14 protein-coding genes and 1 pseudogene are annotated in these 18,624 nt (G+C 69.8%); 6 read left to right on the forward strand and 9 right to left on the reverse strand.

Annotated elements, in window-relative coordinates; translation table 11 throughout:
• Positions 1-137 precede the first annotated feature (137 nt).
• A complete protein-coding gene (locus tag ACFRKB_RS22410; protein WP_383108033.1) occupies positions 138-1,214 on the forward strand; it encodes an NAD(P)/FAD-dependent oxidoreductase in 1,077 nt (358 codons plus the stop codon).
• Positions 1,215-1,361: 147 nt separating this feature from the next.
• Positions 1,362-2,003 carry an SAM-dependent methyltransferase gene (locus ACFRKB_RS22415; protein WP_383108034.1) on the forward strand — a complete coding sequence of 214 codons (642 nt, stop codon included), beginning with the start codon at positions 1,362-1,364 and terminating at the stop codon, positions 2,001-2,003.
• A 15-nt stretch (positions 2,004-2,018) separates the two neighbouring features.
• Here ACFRKB_RS22415 and ACFRKB_RS22420 read toward each other — a convergent pair whose 3' ends face one another.
• From ACFRKB_RS22420 to ACFRKB_RS22430, 3 genes are all read right to left on the reverse strand, one after another.
• Positions 2,019-2,639 (reverse strand): L-threonylcarbamoyladenylate synthase, encoded by a 621-nt coding sequence (locus ACFRKB_RS22420; protein WP_383108036.1) that lies wholly within the window; start codon positions 2,637-2,639, stop codon positions 2,019-2,021.
• Positions 2,640-2,698: 59 nt separating this feature from the next.
• Positions 2,699-4,231 carry a multicopper oxidase family protein gene (locus ACFRKB_RS22425; RefSeq protein WP_383108037.1) on the reverse strand — a complete coding sequence of 511 codons (1,533 nt, stop codon included), beginning with the start codon at positions 4,229-4,231 and terminating at the stop codon, positions 2,699-2,701.
• A gap of 198 nt (positions 4,232-4,429) precedes the next feature.
• Complete coding sequence (locus tag ACFRKB_RS22430; RefSeq protein ID WP_383108038.1) at positions 4,430-6,097, reverse strand: AMP-binding protein; 1,668 nt, start codon at positions 6,095-6,097, stop codon at positions 4,430-4,432.
• An 89-nt stretch (positions 6,098-6,186) separates the two neighbouring features.
• On the opposite strand from ACFRKB_RS22430, the gene oxc reads away from it, so the two are divergent.
• Together oxc and frc are read left to right on the forward strand one after the other, a co-directional pair.
• The gene (oxc, locus tag ACFRKB_RS22435) at positions 6,187-7,953 is read left to right on the forward strand and encodes an oxalyl-CoA decarboxylase (protein WP_383108039.1); all 1,767 of its coding nucleotides are present in this window, start codon (positions 6,187-6,189) and stop codon (positions 7,951-7,953) included.
• A gap of 145 nt (positions 7,954-8,098) precedes the next feature.
• Entirely contained in the window at positions 8,099-9,373 is a 1,275-nt protein-coding gene (gene frc / locus ACFRKB_RS22440; RefSeq protein WP_383108041.1) for a formyl-CoA transferase, read from the forward strand.
• A gap of 45 nt (positions 9,374-9,418) precedes the next feature.
• On the opposite strand, the gene ACFRKB_RS22445 is transcribed toward frc, so the two are convergent.
• Both ACFRKB_RS22445 and ACFRKB_RS22450 read right to left on the reverse strand, forming a co-directional pair.
• Entirely contained in the window at positions 9,419-10,090 is a 672-nt protein-coding gene (locus tag ACFRKB_RS22445; RefSeq protein WP_383108042.1) for a response regulator transcription factor, read from the reverse strand.
• A gap of 4 nt (positions 10,091-10,094) precedes the next feature.
• On the reverse strand, positions 10,095-11,291 hold the full coding sequence (locus ACFRKB_RS22450) for a sensor histidine kinase (RefSeq protein ID WP_383108043.1): 1,197 nt from the start codon (positions 11,289-11,291) through the stop codon (positions 10,095-10,097).
• 113 nt (positions 11,292-11,404) lie between these two features.
• On the opposite strand from ACFRKB_RS22450, the gene ACFRKB_RS22455 reads away from it, so the two are divergent.
• Positions 11,405-12,958 (forward strand): DUF1349 domain-containing protein, encoded by a 1,554-nt coding sequence (locus ACFRKB_RS22455; protein ID WP_383108044.1) that lies wholly within the window; start codon positions 11,405-11,407, stop codon positions 12,956-12,958.
• 500 nt (positions 12,959-13,458) lie between these two features.
• On the opposite strand, the gene ACFRKB_RS22460 is transcribed toward ACFRKB_RS22455, so the two are convergent.
• Both ACFRKB_RS22460 and ACFRKB_RS22465 read right to left on the reverse strand, forming a co-directional pair.
• On the reverse strand, positions 13,459-14,367 hold the full coding sequence (locus tag ACFRKB_RS22460) for a hypothetical protein (RefSeq protein WP_383108046.1): 909 nt from the start codon (positions 14,365-14,367) through the stop codon (positions 13,459-13,461).
• 235 nt (positions 14,368-14,602) lie between these two features.
• Positions 14,603-16,018 (reverse strand): hypothetical protein, encoded by a 1,416-nt coding sequence (locus ACFRKB_RS22465; RefSeq protein ID WP_383108047.1) that lies wholly within the window; start codon positions 16,016-16,018, stop codon positions 14,603-14,605.
• Positions 16,019-16,199: 181 nt separating this feature from the next.
• On the opposite strand from ACFRKB_RS22465, the gene ACFRKB_RS22470 reads away from it, so the two are divergent.
• Positions 16,200-17,162: a hypothetical protein gene (locus tag ACFRKB_RS22470; RefSeq protein ID WP_383108049.1), complete on the forward strand. Its 963-nt coding sequence runs from the start codon at positions 16,200-16,202 to the stop codon at positions 17,160-17,162.
• A 159-nt stretch (positions 17,163-17,321) separates the two neighbouring features.
• On the opposite strand, the gene ACFRKB_RS22475 is transcribed toward ACFRKB_RS22470, so the two are convergent.
• Together ACFRKB_RS22475 and ACFRKB_RS22480 are read right to left on the reverse strand one after the other, a co-directional pair.
• Positions 17,322-17,900, reverse strand: coding sequence for an HAD domain-containing protein (locus ACFRKB_RS22475; protein ID WP_383108051.1), 579 nt, complete (start codon positions 17,898-17,900; stop codon positions 17,322-17,324).
• A gap of 34 nt (positions 17,901-17,934) precedes the next feature.
• Positions 17,935-18,624 (reverse strand): annotated as a pseudogene (locus tag ACFRKB_RS22480) (class I SAM-dependent methyltransferase); the annotation flags it as partial.

An 18,624-nucleotide genomic window follows, 5' to 3' on the forward strand; every position in this document is an offset into this window, starting at 1 on the left:
CAGCGCCCACTGACAACGGACACCTGTCTTCACAGGTGCACCGGGCGCACCCTCCCGCTTTGCCGAATCCGCAAAGCGGCTTGCCGAAGGGTGAGGCATGGGCGGACTATCTCCGGTGAACGGAGGTAATAGCGCACATGAGTGATCAAGCAAGACAGACAAGGCGAAATGGGGCCACCGCCTCCCGGGCCGGGGAGCCCCGCCATGACGTCGTGGTCGTGGGCGGGGGAGCCGCCGGGCTGAGCGGGGCGCTGGCCCTGGCGCGGGCCAGGCGCTCGGTACTGGTGATCGACAAGGACCGGCCGCGCAACGCCCCGGCGTCCCACGTCCACAACTTTCTGACACGTGACGGCACACCCCCTTCGGAGCTGCTGGCCGCGGGCCGTGCGGAGGTGTCCGGTTACGGCGGAGAGATCATGACGGGCGACGCCGTGGCGGCAGAGCGCCTGGACACCGGCGGCTTCCGTGTCGCTCTGGCGGACGGGGCGACGGTCCTGGCGCGGCGGCTGCTGGTGACCACCGGCCTGGTGGACGAACTGCCCCCGGTGCCCGGCCTGGCCGAGCGGTGGGGACGCGAGGTGCTGCACTGCCCGTACTGCCACGGCTGGGAGGTACGCGACCAGCCGGTCGGCATCCTCGCCACCGGGCCGCTCGCCGCGCACCAGGCACTGATGTGGCGGCAGTGGAGCGATGAGGTCACGCTGTTCCTGCACACCGCGCCCGATCCCGGCGAGGAGGAGTACGAGCAGCTCGCCGCCCGCGACATCGCTGTGGTGGACGGCGAGGTGACCGGCCTGGAGGTGACGGGCGACCGGCTCACCGGCGTCACCCTGGCCGGCGGACGGACGATCCCCATCCGGGCCCTGGTGGTCGCGCCGCGCTTCACCGCCCGCGCGGACCTCCTCATGAGCCTCGGACTGGCACCCGTCGAACAGGAGAGGGGCGGCGAGGTGATCGGTACGTACATCGCCTCCGACCCGGTCGGCGCGACGGCCGTGCCCGGGGTGTGGGTGGCCGGCAATGTCACCGATCTGCTGGAACAGGTCATCGGCGCCGCCGCCGCGGGCCTGCGCGCCGCCGCGGCGATCAACGCCGACCTGATCGCCGAGGACACGCGCCGGGCCGTGGCCGCCCGGCGTGATCCGTTCTCGCCGAGGGGGGAGCGGGAAGCCGCGGAGCACCGCGTGCGCGGCGGCTCCCGGCACGGCCTCTGACCACGGGCTGCCTCGTATGGCCGAGGGCGCCTCGTACGACCGAGGGTGCCTCGTACCCCCCGTATCCGATCCGCCCCCCGTACCCGATCCCCCCGTACCCGATCCCCCCGTATCCGATCCGCCCCACCTCGAAGGAGAACCACACCGATGACGCACGGCAGCACCTCGGACGAGGCGTTCTGGGACACCCGCTACGGCGGGAACGGCCGCGTCTGGAGCGGAAACCCCAACACCGTCCTGGTACGGGAAGTCACCGGCGTGGAGCCGGGCAGCGCTCTGGACCTCGGTTGCGGCGAGGGAGCCGACGCGATCTGGCTCGCCCGGCACGGCTGGCGTGTCACCGCCACGGACATCTCCCAGGTCGCCCTGGACCGCGCGGCCCGGCACGCGGCGTCGGCCGGGGTCGCCGACCGTATCGACTGGCAGCACCACGACCTCGGCGCCTCCTTCCCCGCCGGGACCTTCGACCTCGTCTCCGCCCACTTCCTCTACTTCCGGGGCGACACGTCCCGGGAGGAGGTCCTGCGGACCGCGGCCTCGGCCACCGCGCCCGGCGGCGTGCTCCTGATCGTCGGGCACGCGGGGTTCCCCTCCTGGGAGGAGAACCCCGACCCCACCGTGCGTTTCCCCGGCCCGGACCAGGTCGTGGCGTCACTCGAACTCCCCGACGGCCAGTGGGAGGTGCTGCTGAGCGAAGAACACGAACGGACCCAGACCGCCCCCGACGGCCGGCCGGCGATCCGTACGGACAACGCGGTCAAGATCCGCCGCGTAGGCGCTGATCGCTGAGAAGAAACAGAGGCGCTACTCGAACCGTGAGGTGTCGCCCGCCCCCCGGCGTACGATCTCCAGTTCGCCGCCGGAGAAGTCGATGACCGTGGTCGGCTCGGTGCCGCAGTCGCCCGAGTCGACCACGGCGTCCACCACGTGGTCGAGCCGTTCCTTGATCTCCCAGCCCTGGGTCAACGGCTCGTCCTCGTCGGGCAGGAGCAGCGTGCTGGAGACCAGCGGCTCGCCGAGCTCGGCGAGCAGCGCCTGAGCGACGACATGGTCCGGAATCCGGACTCCGACCGTCTTCTTCTTCGGGTGCAGCAACTGGCGCGGCACTTCCTTCGTGGCGGGAAGGATGAAGGTGTAACTGCCGGGCGTCGCCGCCTTGATCGTGCGGAACACGTCGTTGTCGACATGCACGAACTGACCCAGCTGCGCGAAGGTCTGGCACACCAGGGTGAAGTGATGACGATCGTCGAGGTTCCGGATCGACCGGATCCGGTCGATGCCGTCACGGTTGCCCAGCCGGCATCCCAGCGCGTAACAGGAGTCGGTCGGGTACGCGACAAGCGCGCCGGAACGGATGAGGTCAGCCACACCGCTGATGGTGCGACGCTGAGGATTCTCGGGGTGCACGTCGAAGTACTTCGCCATTCGCCGAGTCTAGGCCGCGTTCGCCGAGTGCAGGCCGTCCCGGGGTCCCGTGCCCGCGCTCAGTGTCCGGAGCCCTTCCCATGGCCCGTGTGTCCGTCGACGATGTCCAGAACGGACATCATGCCCATGTCCTCGTGGTTGAGGATGTGGCAGTGCACCACGGTCCGCCCGGTGAAGTCGTCGAAGCGGATGCGCAGGACGAGCTTCTGCCCGCGAAGGATGTTGACCGTCTCGTGCCAGGAGTAGGCGGGGTCCACGGCCTTCCCGTTCAGGGACATCACCTGGAACTGGTTGGTGTGGACGTGGAAGGAGTGGTCCTCCTGCGTGTCGTTGCGGACCGTCCACTCCTCGACGGTGTTGAGCCGGGAGACGAAGTCGACGCGTTTCGGGTCGAAGTACTTGCCGTTGATGAAGTACTTCTCCGGGCTGGCCTGTTCCGTGTACACCATCGTCTTGCGGCCGGCGACCTTGGCGTGGGTGAGGTCGACGAGGGGACCGAACCGGGACGGGATACGGGCCCGGTCCACGGGGGCGCCGCCGGTGACGACCGATGCCAGGTTCACCTGCGGGAAGGTGTTGCCGGCCGGCCCGGTGTCGAACGGCTGCGTCTCCAGCTGGGCGGTGCCCGCCCGGTCGGCCTGCACCAGTACGTCGTACCGGGCGGCGGCCGGGACGATCAGCGTCTTCGTGGAGTAGACGCGGTGGACGGGATAGCCGTCCTGGGCGATCACATGGAAGGTGAAGCCCTTGAGGTGCAGCTTGTAGTAGATGTTGGCGCCGATATTGGCGAGCCGCCACAGCTGCGTCTCGCCGGGACGGATGCGGATCACCGGATTCTGCTGGCCGTTGACGGTGCGGTTGGTCTTCGCCTGGATGGACAGCGGATTGATCTTGATCGCGTCGCCCTGGATCTGATTGTCCTTCAAGGCGACCACGCGCTCGGTGATATGGCGCAGGGACGGCGGCAGGTACGTCCGCAGACCGTCGATGACGATGAGGCCCGACTCGCCGCCGGCGACCTGCCCGGCCGAGTACATGTCCATGTGCGAGTGGTACCAGTACGTGCCCGGCGTGAGGTCCCGCGGCAGCCGGTACGAGTAGTGGTAGGTCGTACCGGGCTTGATGGAGATGAAGATGTCGTCGGCGGGCTGACGCGGCGAGACATGGAGCCCGTGCACGTGCACGTTGGTGTCCGCCCCGATGCCCTGCCACTTCTCCCCGACGCGGTTCACCAGGGCGAGTTCGATGCGGTCGCCCGGCCGGGCGCGGAGTGTGGGCGGCATATAGCGTCCGTTGTAGGTCAACGCCCACAGCCGGCGGTCGCCCACCCACACTTTGCGCTTCTCCACCACGACGGTGGTCCGCAGCACCCCATGGTGGCTCACCACCTCCGGCGGGTCCTGGAGATCCGCGCCTCTGGTCTGCTGCCCGGCCGACAAGGCGCCGGACACCGCCTGTTCGGACGCTGCCTGTGCCGACGCCGCTTGTGCCGACGCCGCCTGTTCGGACGGCGGCGTGTTACAGCCGGACAGCCAGGTCACCGCGAGTGCCAGGCCGACGAGGAGCCTGGTCACCTTGGAATGGGTGCTCACGCGGGGGGATTCCGTCACCATGGCGGTATCTTCTACCGATTCACCGCTGTCTGGCGTGACTTGTCACGGAGTGTCGAGATGCGGCGGGACGGCGAACGGTCAACGAGGCCGTTGGTTCGCGGGGTTCGAGGAGGTCGCGGGGTTGGCGAGGGGGCGGGGTTCGCGGGGTTCGCTCGTGGGGCCCCGGGTGCTCGGCGCTCAGCGCGCGTACCGCTCCACCACCGCCTGCCGGTCCAGCGCGCCCTTGGCGGTGTGCGGGAGCGCGTGGGCGATCTCCAGCCGGTCGGGCACCTCGTACGGCGCCAGCCGGGCCCGGCAGTACGCCAGGATCCGGCCGGTGTCGGCGCCGTCGCGGGTGACCACGGCCGCGCCGACCCGCTGTCCGTACGTGGCGTCGGGAACGGGGAAGACCGCCGCCTCGGTCACGCCGGGGCAGCCGCTCAGCACGTCCTCGACATGCTCGGGGGAGATCTTCTCGCCGCCGCGGTTGATGAGGTCCTTGATCCGGCCCGTGAGGAAAAGGTCACCGTCCCTGTCCAGGGAGCCGAGATCGCCGGTGTGGAACCACCCGTCGGTGAAGCCGCGTGCCGTCTCCGCCGGATCGCCGAGGTAGCCGCGGGTGACCGTGGGCCCGCGTACCCACACCTCCCCCACCGTGCCGGGGGCGCGGTCCTTCCCGTCCGGGCCGACGATCCTCAGCTCCACCCCGGTGGTCCGCCCGACCGATCCGCGCTTCGGCACCCCGCGCCCCGGCAGCCGCTGGCTGGTCGCCTGATGCGTGGACTCGGTCATCCCGTACGCGGACAGGACCGGCGCCCCGAGCGTGCGCTCCAGTGCCCGGCCGGTCGCGACGGTGAGCGGCGCGCTGCAACTGCGGACGAAGCGCAGCGGCGCCAGCAGAGGTCCGGGGTACTCGCGCGCCGCCCGCTCCAGGAGGATCTCGTGGATGGTCGGGACGGCGGTGAACCAGGTGGCGCCCGCCGCCCGCACGTCGTCCCAGAAGGTGTGCGCCGAGAACCGTCCGCGCGCGGGAAGGAGTACGCACGCCCCGGCCGCCAGTGGTGCCAGCAGCCCCGCGAGCAGGCCGTGACCGTGGAAGAGGGGCATCACGGCGACCGTCGCGTCCGTGGGCTCCAACTCGTAACCGGTGCAGATGCCCCGTACCGAGGCCGCGACATTGGCGTGGGTCAGGGGCACCATCTTGGCCCGGTCGGTGGTGCCGGCGGTGAAGAGCACCAGGGCGTCCTCCGCCGACAGCCCCGGCGCGGCGCCGCGCACGCGGTGCGCCGCGCGGCCCCCGGTGTCAAGGGTGGCGTTCACGCGCCCGGCGCGAGGGGCGTCGATCCGCAGGGTCCAGCCCGGCACCGGCCCCTGCCCGCCGGGTGCGGCTTCCGGCCCCTGCCCAACGGGTGTGGCTTCGGACCCCTGCCCGTCGGGTGCGGCTTCCGTCCCCCGCCCGGCCGGTACGGCTTCCGGCGTCGGAGCGCCGACCACGACGACCCGCGCCCCCAGTGCCCGCAGCCGGGCGGACATCTCGGGCTCGGGCAGCGCGGGGTCCAGCGGCGCGACAACCAGCCCGGCCCGCGCCGAGGCGAGCAGCGTGACGACGAATTCCACGGTGTTGGCGCCCGTCAGGGCGACCGCGTCACCGCTCCGCAGCCCTTCGGCGCCCAGCCGGGTGGCCACCCGCTCCGCCAGGCCGGCCAGGGAGCGGTACGTCAGCGGCACCCGGTCTTCGCCGATGACCAGGGCCCGGTTCTCGGGCCGCTGCCGCAGCCCCTCGTCCAGCAGATCGGCCAGACCGGTCAGCTCCGGGGGCCGGTACGGTTCGGCGCCGGACTCGGACGCCGCGGTCGGTACGGACACGGCCACCACCTCCTCGCACCAGGCGACGTGACGTCGATAGTGGAAGGATAGGTCCAAAAGGAGTAATCCCGACATAGGGGAATTGGATCATGGCAACCGTTTCCGCACCGGGCGGCACGGCGACCGCCGACGCTCTGCCCCTCACCGATGGCTTCCATCTGGTCGTCGACGCGCTCAGACTCAACGACGTCCAGGTCATCTACGGGGTGGTCGGCATCCCGGTCACCGACCTGGCCCGGGTCGCGCAGGCGTCGGGCATCCGCTATATCGGCTTCCGGCACGAGAGCGACGCGGGTCACGCGGCCGCGGCGGCCGGCTTCCTGACCCAACGGCCGGGCATCTGTCTGACGGTGTCCGCCCCCGGCTTCCTCAACGGGCTGGTCGCGCTCGCGGAGGCCACCACGAACTGCTTCCCGGTGGTCCAGATCTCCGGGTCCAGCGAGCGGCACATCGTCGACCTCAAGCAGGGCGACTACGAGGAACTCGACCAGCTGGCCGCGGCCAGGCCGTTCGCCAAGGCCGCCTACCGGGTGGACCGGGTCGAGGACATCGGCCGCGGTGTCGCCCGCGCGATCCGCACCGCGGCGTCCGGCCGCCCCGGCGGGGTGTACCTCGACATCCCCGCCGCGGTGCTCGGCGAAGTCATCGACGCCAAGGCGGGCGCGGCCTCGCTGTGGCGCGTCGTCGACCCGGCGCCGCGCCAGCTGCCGGCGCCCGAGGCGGTGGACCGCGCGATCGAGCTGCTGGCCGCCGCCGAACGGCCGCTGGTCGTGCTCGGCAAGGGCGCCGCGTACGCCCAGGCCGACCAGCGGATCCGGGAGTTCATCGACACCACCGGCCTGCCGTTCCTGCCCATGTCGATGGCCAAGGGCCTGCTGCCCGACGACCACCCGCAGTCGGCCGCCGCCGCCCGGTCGCTGGCGCTGCGCAGGGCCGACGTCGTGATGCTCATCGGCGCACGGCTCAACTGGCTGCTGAGCCACGGCGAACCACCGCACTGGAACCCCGACGCGCGGTTCATCCAGGTCGACATCGAGCCCGTGGAACTGGACAGCAACCAGCCCATCGCCGCCCCGCTGGTCGGAGACATCGGATCGGTGATGGAGGTACTCACCGAGCGGACCAAGCCCGGCCAGGTGAAGGTCGCCGCGCCATGGCGCCAGGAGCTCGCCGAACGCTCGGCGCACAACGCCGCCAAGATGGCGGAGCGCCTTGAGGCGGACCCGCACCCGATGCGGTTCTACGGAGCGCTGCGGGCGATACGTGACGTCCTGCACGAGCATCCCCGCGCCTACGTCGTCAACGAAGGGGCGAACGCGCTCGACTTCGCCCGCAACGTGATCGACATGCAACTGCCGCGCCACCGGCTCGACACCGGCACCTGGGGCGTCATGGGAGTCGGCATGGGGTACGCGATCGCCGCCGCCGTCGAGAGCGGCGATCCCGTCGTGGCGGTCGAGGGCGACAGCGCCTTCGGCTTCGACGGTATGGAGCTGGAGACCATCTGCCGATACCGGCTGCCCATCGTCGTCGTCATCCTCAACAACGGCGGCGTCTACCGCGGCGACGGGACCAACACCGCCTCCGCCGACCCGTCGCCGACCACCTTGATGCTGAACGCCCACCACGACCGTCTGATCGAGGCGTTCGGCGGCAAGGGCTACCGCGCGACCACGCCCGCCCAGCTCACCACCGCCCTCACCGACGCGCTGGCCTCCGGCCGGCCGGCCCTCATCGACTGCGTGATCGACCCCACCGCCGGTACCGAGAGCGGCCACCTCACCGACCTCAACCCGCGGGGAGTCACGGCCCCGGCCTCCGACGCCCCGGCCTCCGACGCCCCGGCGAAGCGGTGAGAGCGCCCGGCGGCGGCCCGTCCAGCGCGCCCGGCGGCGGCCGATCCAGCGCGCCCGGCGGCGGCCGATCCAGCGCGCCCGGCGGCGGACCGCCCATACCGCCCACCATCCGGCATACCACCCACCACCCGGAAGGGGACGCACCATGACTGACCTGCCGCGCACCACCGACCTGCCGCTCGCCGGGATCAAAGTGATCGACTTCTCCGGCGTCCAGGCCGGCCCGGCGTGCTCCCAGCTGCTCGCCTGGTTCGGGGCCGACCTGCTGAAGGTCGAGCGTGTCAACGGCGGCGACGTCACCCGTCACCAACTGCGCGACATCCCCGACGCCGACGCGCTGTACTTCACCATGCTCAACAGCAACAAGCGCTCCCTCGCCATCAACACCAAGACCCCGGAAGGCAAGGAGGTCATGGAGAAACTGATCAGCGAGGCCGACGTCCTGGTCGAGAACTTCGCACCCGGCGCCATGGACCGTATGGGCCTGCCCTGGGAGCACATCCACGAGCTCAACCCGCGCCTGATCTACGGCTCCGTCAAGGGCTTCAACGACGACTCGCCGTGGTCCGACATCAAGGTCTACGAGAACGTGGCACAGGCCGCCGGAGGCGCCGCCTCCACCACCGGATTCTGGGACGGCCCGCCGACCGTCAGCGCCGCGGCCCTCGGCGACAGCAACACCGGGATGCACCTGCTGATCGGCATCCTCACCGCACTGCTCGCCCGCGAGCGGACCGGAGAGGGCCAGAAGGTGTCGGTGTCGATGCAGGACGCGGTGCTCAACCTGTGCCGGGTCAAACTGCGCGACCAGCAGCGCCTTGAGAAGGTCGGCTACCTGGAGGAGTACCCGCAGTACCCGAACGGCACGTTCACCGACGTGGTGCCGCGCGGCGGCAACGCCGGCGGCGGCGGCCAGCCCGGCTGGGTACTCAAGTGCAAGGGCTGGCAGAACGACCCCAACGCCTACGTCTACTTCACCATCCAGGAACAGGACTGGGAGCAGACCTGCCGGGCGCTCGACCGGCCCCAGTGGATCGACGACCCGGCGTACAAGACCGCCGAGGCCCGCCAGCCGCACCTCTTCGACATCTTCGCCGAGATCGAGAAATGGCTGGCCGACAAGACCAAGTACGAGGCGGTCGACATCCTCCGCGGGTTCGGCGTGCCCTGCGCACCGGTACTCAGCATGAAGGAGATCGCCTACGACCCCGCGCTGCGCCGCAGCGGCACCATCGTCGAGGTCGACCAGCCGCAGCGCGGCACGTACCTGACGGTGGGCAGCCCGATCAAGTTCTCCACCTTCACCCCCACGATCACCAGCGCCCCCCTGCTCGGCGAACACACCGACGAAGTCCTCACCGAACTCGGCTACGACGCCGACGACATCGCCAAGATGCACGCCAACCAGGTCGTCGTGTGACGGCCCGCCGCTTCTGACGGCCCGCCGCTGGAGTGTCGGGCCCGGTCAGCCGGTCGCATCGTCGGCGACGCGGTAGCCCACCCCGGGCGTCGTCGTGATCACCGGCGGGCTGCCCAGCTTGCGGCGCAGCCGGCCGACGGTGACGGTCACCGTGTTCGTGAACGGGTCGGCGTTCTCGTCCCACACCTGTTCCAGGAGGTCCTCGGCGCTCAGAAAGCCCGGACCGGCGCGCAGCAGCGCCTCCAGGACGGCGAACTCCTTGACGGACAGCTCCAGTTGACGGCCGTCACGGAGGACAGTCCGGCGTACCGGGTCGAGTTCCAGCCCGGCGGCGCGCAACGTGCGGGCCCGCGCGGCCGGCCTGCGGCGGGCCAGGGATTGAACGCGCAGGATCAACTCCGGGAAGTGGAAGGGCTTGGCGAGGTAGTCGTCGGCGCCGAGGGTGAGACCGCTGACCCGGTCGCCGGGCGCCCCGGCCGCGGTCAGCATCAGCACCATCGCCCGCTCGTCCCGCTCGGTGATCATCCGACAGAGCGTGTCGCCGTGGATGCCGGGCAGATCACGGTCGAGGACCACCACGTCGTACGTGGTCAGGTCGAGCTTGGCGGCGGCGGCCAGACCGTCGTGCGCGACGTCGACGGCCATCCCCTGATCCCGTAGTCCCTCCGCGACGACCTCGGCGAGCGACCGCGCGTCCTCCACGACCAGAACCCTCACTGTGTCACCTTTCACCGTCACCGTGTCCCCGTTCACCCGCACCGTGCCACCCTTCCGAAGCGGTCGCCGACGGCAGCGCCACCGTGACGCACAGACCGCCCTCCGGCCGGGCCAGGAGGGTGAGTCGGCCGCCGTGCGCCGCGACGATCGCCGCGACGATCGACAGCCCCAGGCCGGAACTCCCCTCCGGTCCCGTCCTGTCGGTGCCGAGCCGCTCGAACGGCTGGGTCAGCCGGTCCACCTCGCCCTGGTCGAGCACGCGCCCGCCGGTCTCGACGACGAGGACTGCCCCCGTGCCGTCGTGTGCGGTGGAGATCCGGATCCAGCCGCTGTCCTGGTTGTGCGTGATCGCGTTGTCGACCATGTTCTCCACCATCCGGGACAGCAGCGCCGGACTCCCTCGCGTCCAGGCGTCCGGCCGCACTTCTCCGTCGACGGTCAGCGTCTTCGCGGCGATGTCGGAGGACCGGTCGGCCAGTGCCTCCCGCGCCAGCTCGCCGAGCGACACGGGGGTGCGGTCGGTGAGGGTGCCGTACTGCGCCCGTGCGAGGAGGAGGAAACCGTCCAGCAGGTGATCCACCCGGTCGAGCTCGGTCCGCAACCGGCCGGCGAGCGCGACGGTCTGAGCCGCGGGCTCCGGTTTGGCGACGGCGACGTCCAGCGACGCCCTTATCGTGGCCAGCGGCGTACGCAGTTCGTGCGAAGCGTTGCCGACGAACCGGCGCTGCGCGACGAACGAGGCTTCGAGGCGTTCCAGCAGACCGTCGACCGTGTCGGCGAGCTCCTTGACCTCGTCGACGGGTCCGGCCACGGCGAGCCGCTGGTGCAGGTTCTCCGCGGAGATCCGCCGTGTCGCCGCGGTGATCAGCCGCAGCGGGCGCAGGACCCGGCCGGCGAGGATCCGGCCGAGCAGGAGCGAGAGGCCCGCCATCACCACCAGCGCGATCAGCGAGCCGACCAGCAACTGGTGGTTCTGCTGCGCATGCACGTCCGAGAGTTGCCGCTCCAGATCCCGGATCTGCTGCTCGGCGGCGGCGAGACCCGGCCGGCCGGTCCGGGGCTGTCCGGGAGCGACGCCGCTCACCCGCGTACCGGACATCAGATAGGTCAGCGCGAGCAGTACCGTTCCGGACCCGAGGAAGCCCGCGGCGTACAAGATCGTGAATCGCCGTCCGACGGTCCCGCTCCACAGCGTGTCCATGTTCCTCCTCCGGACTCGGTTCCGCCCGGCCTCAGGATGGACCGCCGCACCTAACAGCGACATGACAGGGGCGGTTCGGACCACGTTATGGCCCCGTCCGTAGAACCGGATCCATGCTCACGACCAACTCGGCAAACGAACCACAGCGGCCGCTCCGGCGGGAGTGGACCCGATTCCGACGTCCGGGCCGGCTGATCGCGATGGTGGCGGCGGCTCTGGCCGTCGTCACCATCGGACTGCTCTACGCGTACGGCAACCACGCGTCCTGCGGCGGCCCGTGCCCGGCCGACCCCACCGGACCGGACGGCTCCGTCGTCGACGACCGGTTCTTCTTCCTGCATCGCGATCTGGGTGAGAACGGCAGCATCACCGTCCGGATGACATCCATGACGGGCACGATCACCTACCCGCCGCCGGACCATGACCGGATCGTTCCGGGCCTGGTGCCATGGGCGAAGGCCGGGATCATCATCAAGGACGGTATCCGCCAGGGATCCTCCTACGCGGCGCTGATGCTCACCGGCAGCCACGGCGTGCGGATGCAGTACGACTACCGCCATGACACGGCGGGCAGCGACGGTGGGGTCTCGGCCACGTCGCCGCGCTGGCTGCGGCTGACGCGCTCGGGCGACACCATCACCGGCTACGAGTCCGCCGACGGCGAGCGCTGGACGGAGGTTGGCACGGCGCGGCTGTCCGGGCTGCCCAGAACCGTACGCGTCGGCCTGTTCGCCACCTCTCCCGGCGACCTGACGCTGCGGCCCGCCGGCCTCGGCGGCGCCACCGAAGAGGTGCGCTTCACACAGGCCGCCGGTGTCTTCGACAACGTCAGCCTCAAGGGAGCGGTCTCCGGCGGGGGTTGGAGGAGAGACGCCGTCGGCGAGATGAACCAGACCGATTGGGAGAAGTACCACAAGGCGTCCGGGGCGGTGGAGGAGAAAGGCACGATCACCGTCACCGGCACCGGCGACATCGGCCCGGGAGGCGCCGAGGGCGGAAGCCGCCCGATGGAACGCACCCTCGGCGGCCTGCTCCCCGGACTGCTCATCGTGCTGGTGGTCGCCGTACGGTTCGTCACCTCCGACCACCACCCCGAGCCCGCGCGCGGCGGCACGCCGCTCACCCGCCGGGCGCTCGCCGCGAAGGCGGTCGTCGTCGGAACCGTCACGTTCGTGACGGGCCTCCTCGCCGTGGGCGCCGTGATCCCCGTCGGCGTGGCGATCCTGCAGGCGAACGGGATCTCCGTCACCGGGGCGTCCCCGCTCACCGGCGCACGGGTCGTCATCGGTACGGCCACCGTGCTCGCCCTCGCAGCCGTCCTCGCCCTCGCGCTGGGCGCCCTGCTCCGGCGCGCCCGGCTCGCGATCCCCGCCGCCATCCTGGCGATCGCGCTCCCGTACGCGGTGACCTCCCTCCCGCTGCTGGCCGACGACATCTCGCAGTGGCTGCTCCGGACCACTCCGGCCGCCGGTTTCGCCGCCCAGCAGACCCTCATCGAATACCCACAGGTCATCGCCCACTACGCACCCTCCGCCGGATACTTCCCGCTCCCGTGGTGGGCCGGGATCGCAGTGCTGTGTGCGTACGCGGCGACGCTCCTGGCACTCGCGCTGAACCGCCTGCCCCACAACGACGAGCGGCCCGAACAACCGGCGGACTGGAGGTAACCACGCCCAGAGACCGCCAAACGGCCCCCCTGACAAGCCGTTCCGGCTGATCAGAGGGGCCGTCGCAGGTCCTGCGGCTCCGATGTCGAAGTACAGCATGGGATCGCTCCTGACCTGTATCGGCGCTTGCTCCCAGAGGTGCTCGGTGCACAATCGGTGCACCCGGAAACACGCAGTCACTGCTCCCCGCCGGGCGCACCATTCCGGACACACGGCAGATCACTCATCGATACTCCGTGCGGATAGCTCTCCTCGTGTTTCACGCCTGTAGGGCGTGCCAGAGAAACGCGCTGCTTCCGGTGCCGGTGGGACTCTTCGTTCGTCACACTCCGACGAGGCCTCCTGGCAGTCGTGATCAGCCCCGTTGCGCAGCTCGTTCCGTACTTGCCGCCAAGCACGGATGATCTGCGGAAGCTTCGACAACACCTCGCCCACCTGCGTCAGCAGGAGCGTGAGGCAACCGAAGGCGGCAAGGATGATCAGGCTGAGGTTGTCCCAACTCACGGGGTGCCCTCCGACTCCTGCTGCATGGGGGCTCGCTGCCCGCCCAAGCGCAAGGTTGCGCTGCCCAACCGGACTTCGAAGTGGTCGCCGGCAGTACGGGCAATGGCGCCGGGGACGCCCACGGGAGAAGCAGTCAGCGACAAGGCCACATCTTCGACGTTGGGGAAGCCATTCCACCGGAACGTCCATTGGTGCCCGGATCCATGCAGTTGCTTCTCGTACCGATCTTCACCTTGGTCGGCGAGCCAGCCGGGACGCGTCAACGGGTCGGAGAACCAATTGCCGATCGCCCATCTGCCTTGAGCGTCTCGTGCGGCGATACGGCACGTGAGGCCCGCCAACAGCCGTTCGGCGTCTTCGCTCATGTCGGGGACTTCTGCGAGCTGTGTCCGTTCAGTGCCCGTGAGGGGCCTGTTGACGCGAAAGAAGCCCCATCGAGGGGACGGGCGCAGTTTCCCGTTCCAGGTCCCGGAACGGTTTCCAGTGATGACGAGTTGAGCACCTGTAGGAAGATGGCGTGCCACGTACGTGCGCCGCCCCCGGAACTCTTCGAGGCGGAGCCCCGGCAAGGAGCTTCCGCCGTCACGGCTGGGCAAGAGATACGGAGCTACGTTGTGCGGCACGTCAGTGATGAGGACGAGCCGGTTGAACTGGGGCGAGGTGATGATGTCGTACGCGACGAGGGTGTGGAGCCCCCAAGCGGCGACGCCGCGATGAGGTTGCCAAGTCCCCGGTCGATTGAACAGCCCCAGGGCTATCAGGGCGCGAAGCCTACGCTGCTCGGGCGAGCAGGTGTCCAGGCCGAGGGAGCCGTCACGCGGTACGGCGTCCAGAGCGGCTGACCTGGGTTCACCCAGGTATTGCATCCGAGTGCGGGCAATCGTCTTGTTGGTGCTTCTGGGCATGCGAGTACCTCGCGCCAACCCGGCTGGCACTTCAGGTCACATACCTAGTGAGCCCACGAATGATTGTCGCGGAGCTGGGCGAACCACGCCCATGTGCAGCGTCCCAGGGGGCCGGGCCCGTAGGAAGATGCCGCCCACCGACTCTCCGCGAGCCGGATGCTTGATGGTATACCCCGTTTGCAAGGGCTTATCTGCCCCGAGCCCGTCAGCTACCGGGCGGGTCCAGATGCTGGAATTAAGCGAGCAGGGACTGGCGGGAAATCCAGTCGAGGGCGTCTGTTCCCAGCCTGTCGGGCGCTTCGAGCAACGCCGCTTCCACTGCCGCGAGGTCTGTCAGAGCCTCGGGTGCGCCCGACCGGTCCAGCACGGCGAGACGCTCCATAGCCGAGGCGACGGCGCCGGGCCAGCCCGGCATTCCGAAATGGGCAGGTGCCTTGAACGCGGCTGAAGTGGCTCGATGCAGCAACCCCGCGCGCCAACCCTGTTCACGCATTACCTCTGAGGTGAACCAGACCCTGTCGTCGACGTGCTGGATGAACTCCTCCACTGATGCAGACACCGTCCGAAGGGCGAAGCGCGAGCCGCCGGCCCACGGAAGGTCCACGTCCGAGGCCACGGCCACGAATGCGAGTAGCACCTCGGGCCCGTCGTCCCGCGCGGCTACCAGCGCTGCGCGGGCCCTGCGGTAGAGATCGACGCTCTGCGCGAAGATATCCCCGTCGCTCGGCCCGCCGTCAGCCGCGTGGATCTCTTCCAATGGGCCCTCGCGCCAGACGTCCGCGACCAGACCTACTGCCGCCGCACTGACCAGGACGTTCGTGTCGTCCGCGTCGATGCCGAAGTGCGCCAAGACCATCGGCGCCCCCTCCTCGATGTCCGGAAGCCGTGAGGGTTTCTCTTCAGCCTCAGTCCTCCCTAAGAGGGCGGGGGCCTGAGGCGACAGGGATTCGGACTCTGGCTGCTCCACCGTGATGCCATACTCCGCCAGATCGTCGAAGACGGCGTCCGGCCCGCAGTCGATGTGCGTGGAGTCGTGGCGTCCCGAGCAACCTTCCGGGCATTCGAACTCCTCGCACATCTCCGGCTCATCAGGCTGCGCCTCGTTGAGAAGGTGATACGCCAGCCGTTCTGCCACCGCCTCCCGCGCCGTGATCATGGCTAAGTTGAGCCGGAAGGCCTCGTCCTTCATCTCCGAGTCCTCACGATCCACAGAACCGGGTGGTTCCGGAGCGTCGGGGAGCCAGGTATGCGCGGACTCCAGCGAGACCAGTAGCCAGGCGACGCGCAGTGCCTCGGTATCTTCGCCCCGCGCCAGCCCGGCCACGGCCTCAGCGGCCTGCCGCACGCTGCAGAGCCGGGCGAGATGGCGTTCACGTACCGGCATCCAGGCCGCGGACTCCGTTCGGGCCCGCTCGGCGTCGTTTGTGAGCGCGGCGTCGCGGGTCCGTCGTGCCTGGGTGACCAACCGGGTCAGACAGGGGCGGCACCCGAACAGCCCGGACATCGGTGTCGGCCCGAGCGGTATGGCAGCGAGGTCCTCGCCGAACGATTTATCGCAGAGGCAGCAGTCCAGACCGCCTACCTGTCGCGACGTGGGCACGCTGGGCAAGTTGGCGCGGATCGTGGCATGAGCGTAGGCAGGGATGTGCATGCGCGGCGACTCCTTAGATGCAGGCGCTCCGTCGGCGCCATCTCCATGCTGGCCTCGCTGGTCGGCCGCGAGTCACGGTTTGGCGGGCGCAACGGCGAACTTGACGAATACTGACTCGGCTCTGGCCTGCGGCTTCTATCGTGTTGACGGAACTTGACACCGTGAGCAAGGAGGAAGCGCCTTGGCCGCGTCCCGCACCACATCTCAGGCAACTGGTTCCCACCGGGAGCTGGTCGCGGCGCTGCAAGAGTTGCACCGTGCTGCGGGCCGGTTGAGTTTCCGGAAAGTAAGCACGCTCATCCGCAGCCGCACTGACCAGTTGTCGGACGCCAGCCATGAGACCGTGCGCTCTGCCGTCAGTGGGATCCGGGTACCGCGCTGGGAAACCGTCCACGACATCGTCGTAGTCCTGGCAGGGCTGTGCAGCCCGCCCCGTGACGAGAAGTCCGAGGCAGCCAGGTTTCTGCCACTGTGGCGCGCGATCGCCGAGGGGGAGTCCGGCGGGCTGAAGTCGTTCCAGGAACTTGTCAACGGCGGCTGGGGCGGTGAGGACGGCAAATGGACGCCGGAGCAGGTCATGGGCATCTTGATCAACCCCTTCAACGCCATCGAGATCCACCCGTCGCTGGCCGTTCCGCACGAGCCGCTACTGGCGGAGGACGATTGGATCCGGCTGATGGTGAAACACATTGAGGCGGAGGGCGCGGAGCACGTGCTGCGGGTCCTGCTCCACATGCTGAAGGGCGACTATGTCGGGGTGGAGGAGGGCGCGCCGTACGGCTACCGCAATCCCGACCGGGAGGCTATGGAGGCCTACGCGGCCTTTCGGTACGGCTGCCAAGAGATTCTCCGGCGGCTGGGCCGCGAGCCGAATCTCCTCCCGGAGTCGATCCGCGCCATGCGCGCCGACGAGACGATGGACCGAGACGACCGGGCGGAGATGCTGGAGAACGAGTCGGACCTGAGCTTGATGCGCGAGGTCATGGTCGTGACTCCGGACACCTGGGATGAGGTGTCTGAGGAGGCGCATCACATGGTCTTCGGCTATCTGATCAAGCAGATCAGTCCGGTAAGCCCACTAGGACTTCCCGACGCCGAGCGGTTCCAGATCACCTGGCGCATCCCTGAGCCGCAAGCGGCGTAGCTTCGCTCGCTTCTCGTACGGGCCCATACGGCGAAGGCCGCCACCTCGGAGCTGGGCGGCGGCCCTCAGACGAAATACTCGACTTGGTTGGCCACAACCTACGGCCAGTGGCACGTCGCCCTAGCCACACGTCGTGGCTCTTCTGACCCCGGGTACGCGTCAGGCTGCTTCGGTTCCGCCCGGAGCAGCGGTCGCACCAGTCCGCACGTCGAGCAGCCGCCCCGCCCACGCCCGGGCCGCGGCCAGGTGTTCAGCCTGGAGCCCGACACGGGGGTCAGGTTGGATCAGGAGAGTCGCCGCGCCACGGGTGGTGCGCTCTGCGGCCCAGGCGTTGTCGAGGCTGGTGAAGTCGTCGTCGATCCACACAGCGGGGGCGTCGCCCAGCCAGGCGTCGACGTGGTCGCGCTTCCACAGGTAGCCGTTGGGGTGGCTGGTGGTGATCTGGGGGCGCGGCAGGTCGATGTGCGGCAGGGGCGGGAGGCCGAGGAGGGGCCCGATCAGGGTGGTGGCGTCCTGGCGCCAGCTGGTGCACCAGACGGAGGTGACCAGGCCGGTACGGATCACGTCCATGAGCAGGCAGCCGTGGGCGGGGTCGAGCCAGACGGTGACTGGGTTGTCGGCGCTGTGCCCGGTGGGGACAACGTCGTGGCGGGCGTGGATGGCCGGGGTCGAGCCGTCCGGGTCGGGGAAGGGGATGAGGACACCGTCGATGTCAAGGAGCAGGTAGGGCGGACGCATCGGTTCCTCCAGGGGAAGCCGGGCGGATGGCTGTCAGAGCTTGAGCGCTGATCAGCAGGGTGGTGGGCCAGTGACCCATGCGGGAGTCGTAGAACTCCTGGGCCGAGGTGAGGCGGAAACTCGCCTGGTTGAGGTGCTTCTCCCACCGGTCGGTGGAGAACTCCCAGCGGGCGATAGGGAGCCGGGTACGGTCGGGAAGGGTGACGTAGTCGCGGCGGGGACGGTCGTCGCCCGAGGGGTTTCGGCCGCCTCGCTGCGGGTGCGGGACGGAGAAGGCGAGCACCCGGCCGGGCGTGAGGCGCTGGGCGATGGCCGGGAGCAGGAGCTCGGGGGCGACGAGGCCGACGGCGCCGAAGACGGAGTAGATCGCGTCGAACTGCTCGTCGGAGGCGTGCAGGTAGTGCAGGGCGTGTCCGGCGATGAAGGTGAGGTTGTTCAGCCGTCCGTAGTGGGAGCGGGCGCGTCGAACCTGGAGGCCAACCAGGTCGACGCCGGTGACGTGAGCCCCGTGGCGGGTGGCGAGCTGAGCGGCGTTGTGGCCGGGGCCGCAGCCAAGTTCGAGAAGTCTCTTGCCGCGCAGGTCAGGACCCAGGATGTCGGCCCCAGGGCCTTGGTCGGGTCGGGTGGTCCACTCCATCCCGGCAGGTACGGGCAGAGGTTCGACGAGTCCGGCGGCGGTGCGCTGGAGGGCGTGGGCGTGCCAAGGGGAAGCCTGGGCGAGCAC

The sequence above is a fragment of the Streptomyces scopuliridis genome, from assembly GCF_042790125.1.
In the GTDB taxonomy this organism is placed as follows: Bacteria; Actinomycetota; Actinomycetes; order Streptomycetales; family Streptomycetaceae; genus Streptomyces; species Streptomyces scopuliridis_A.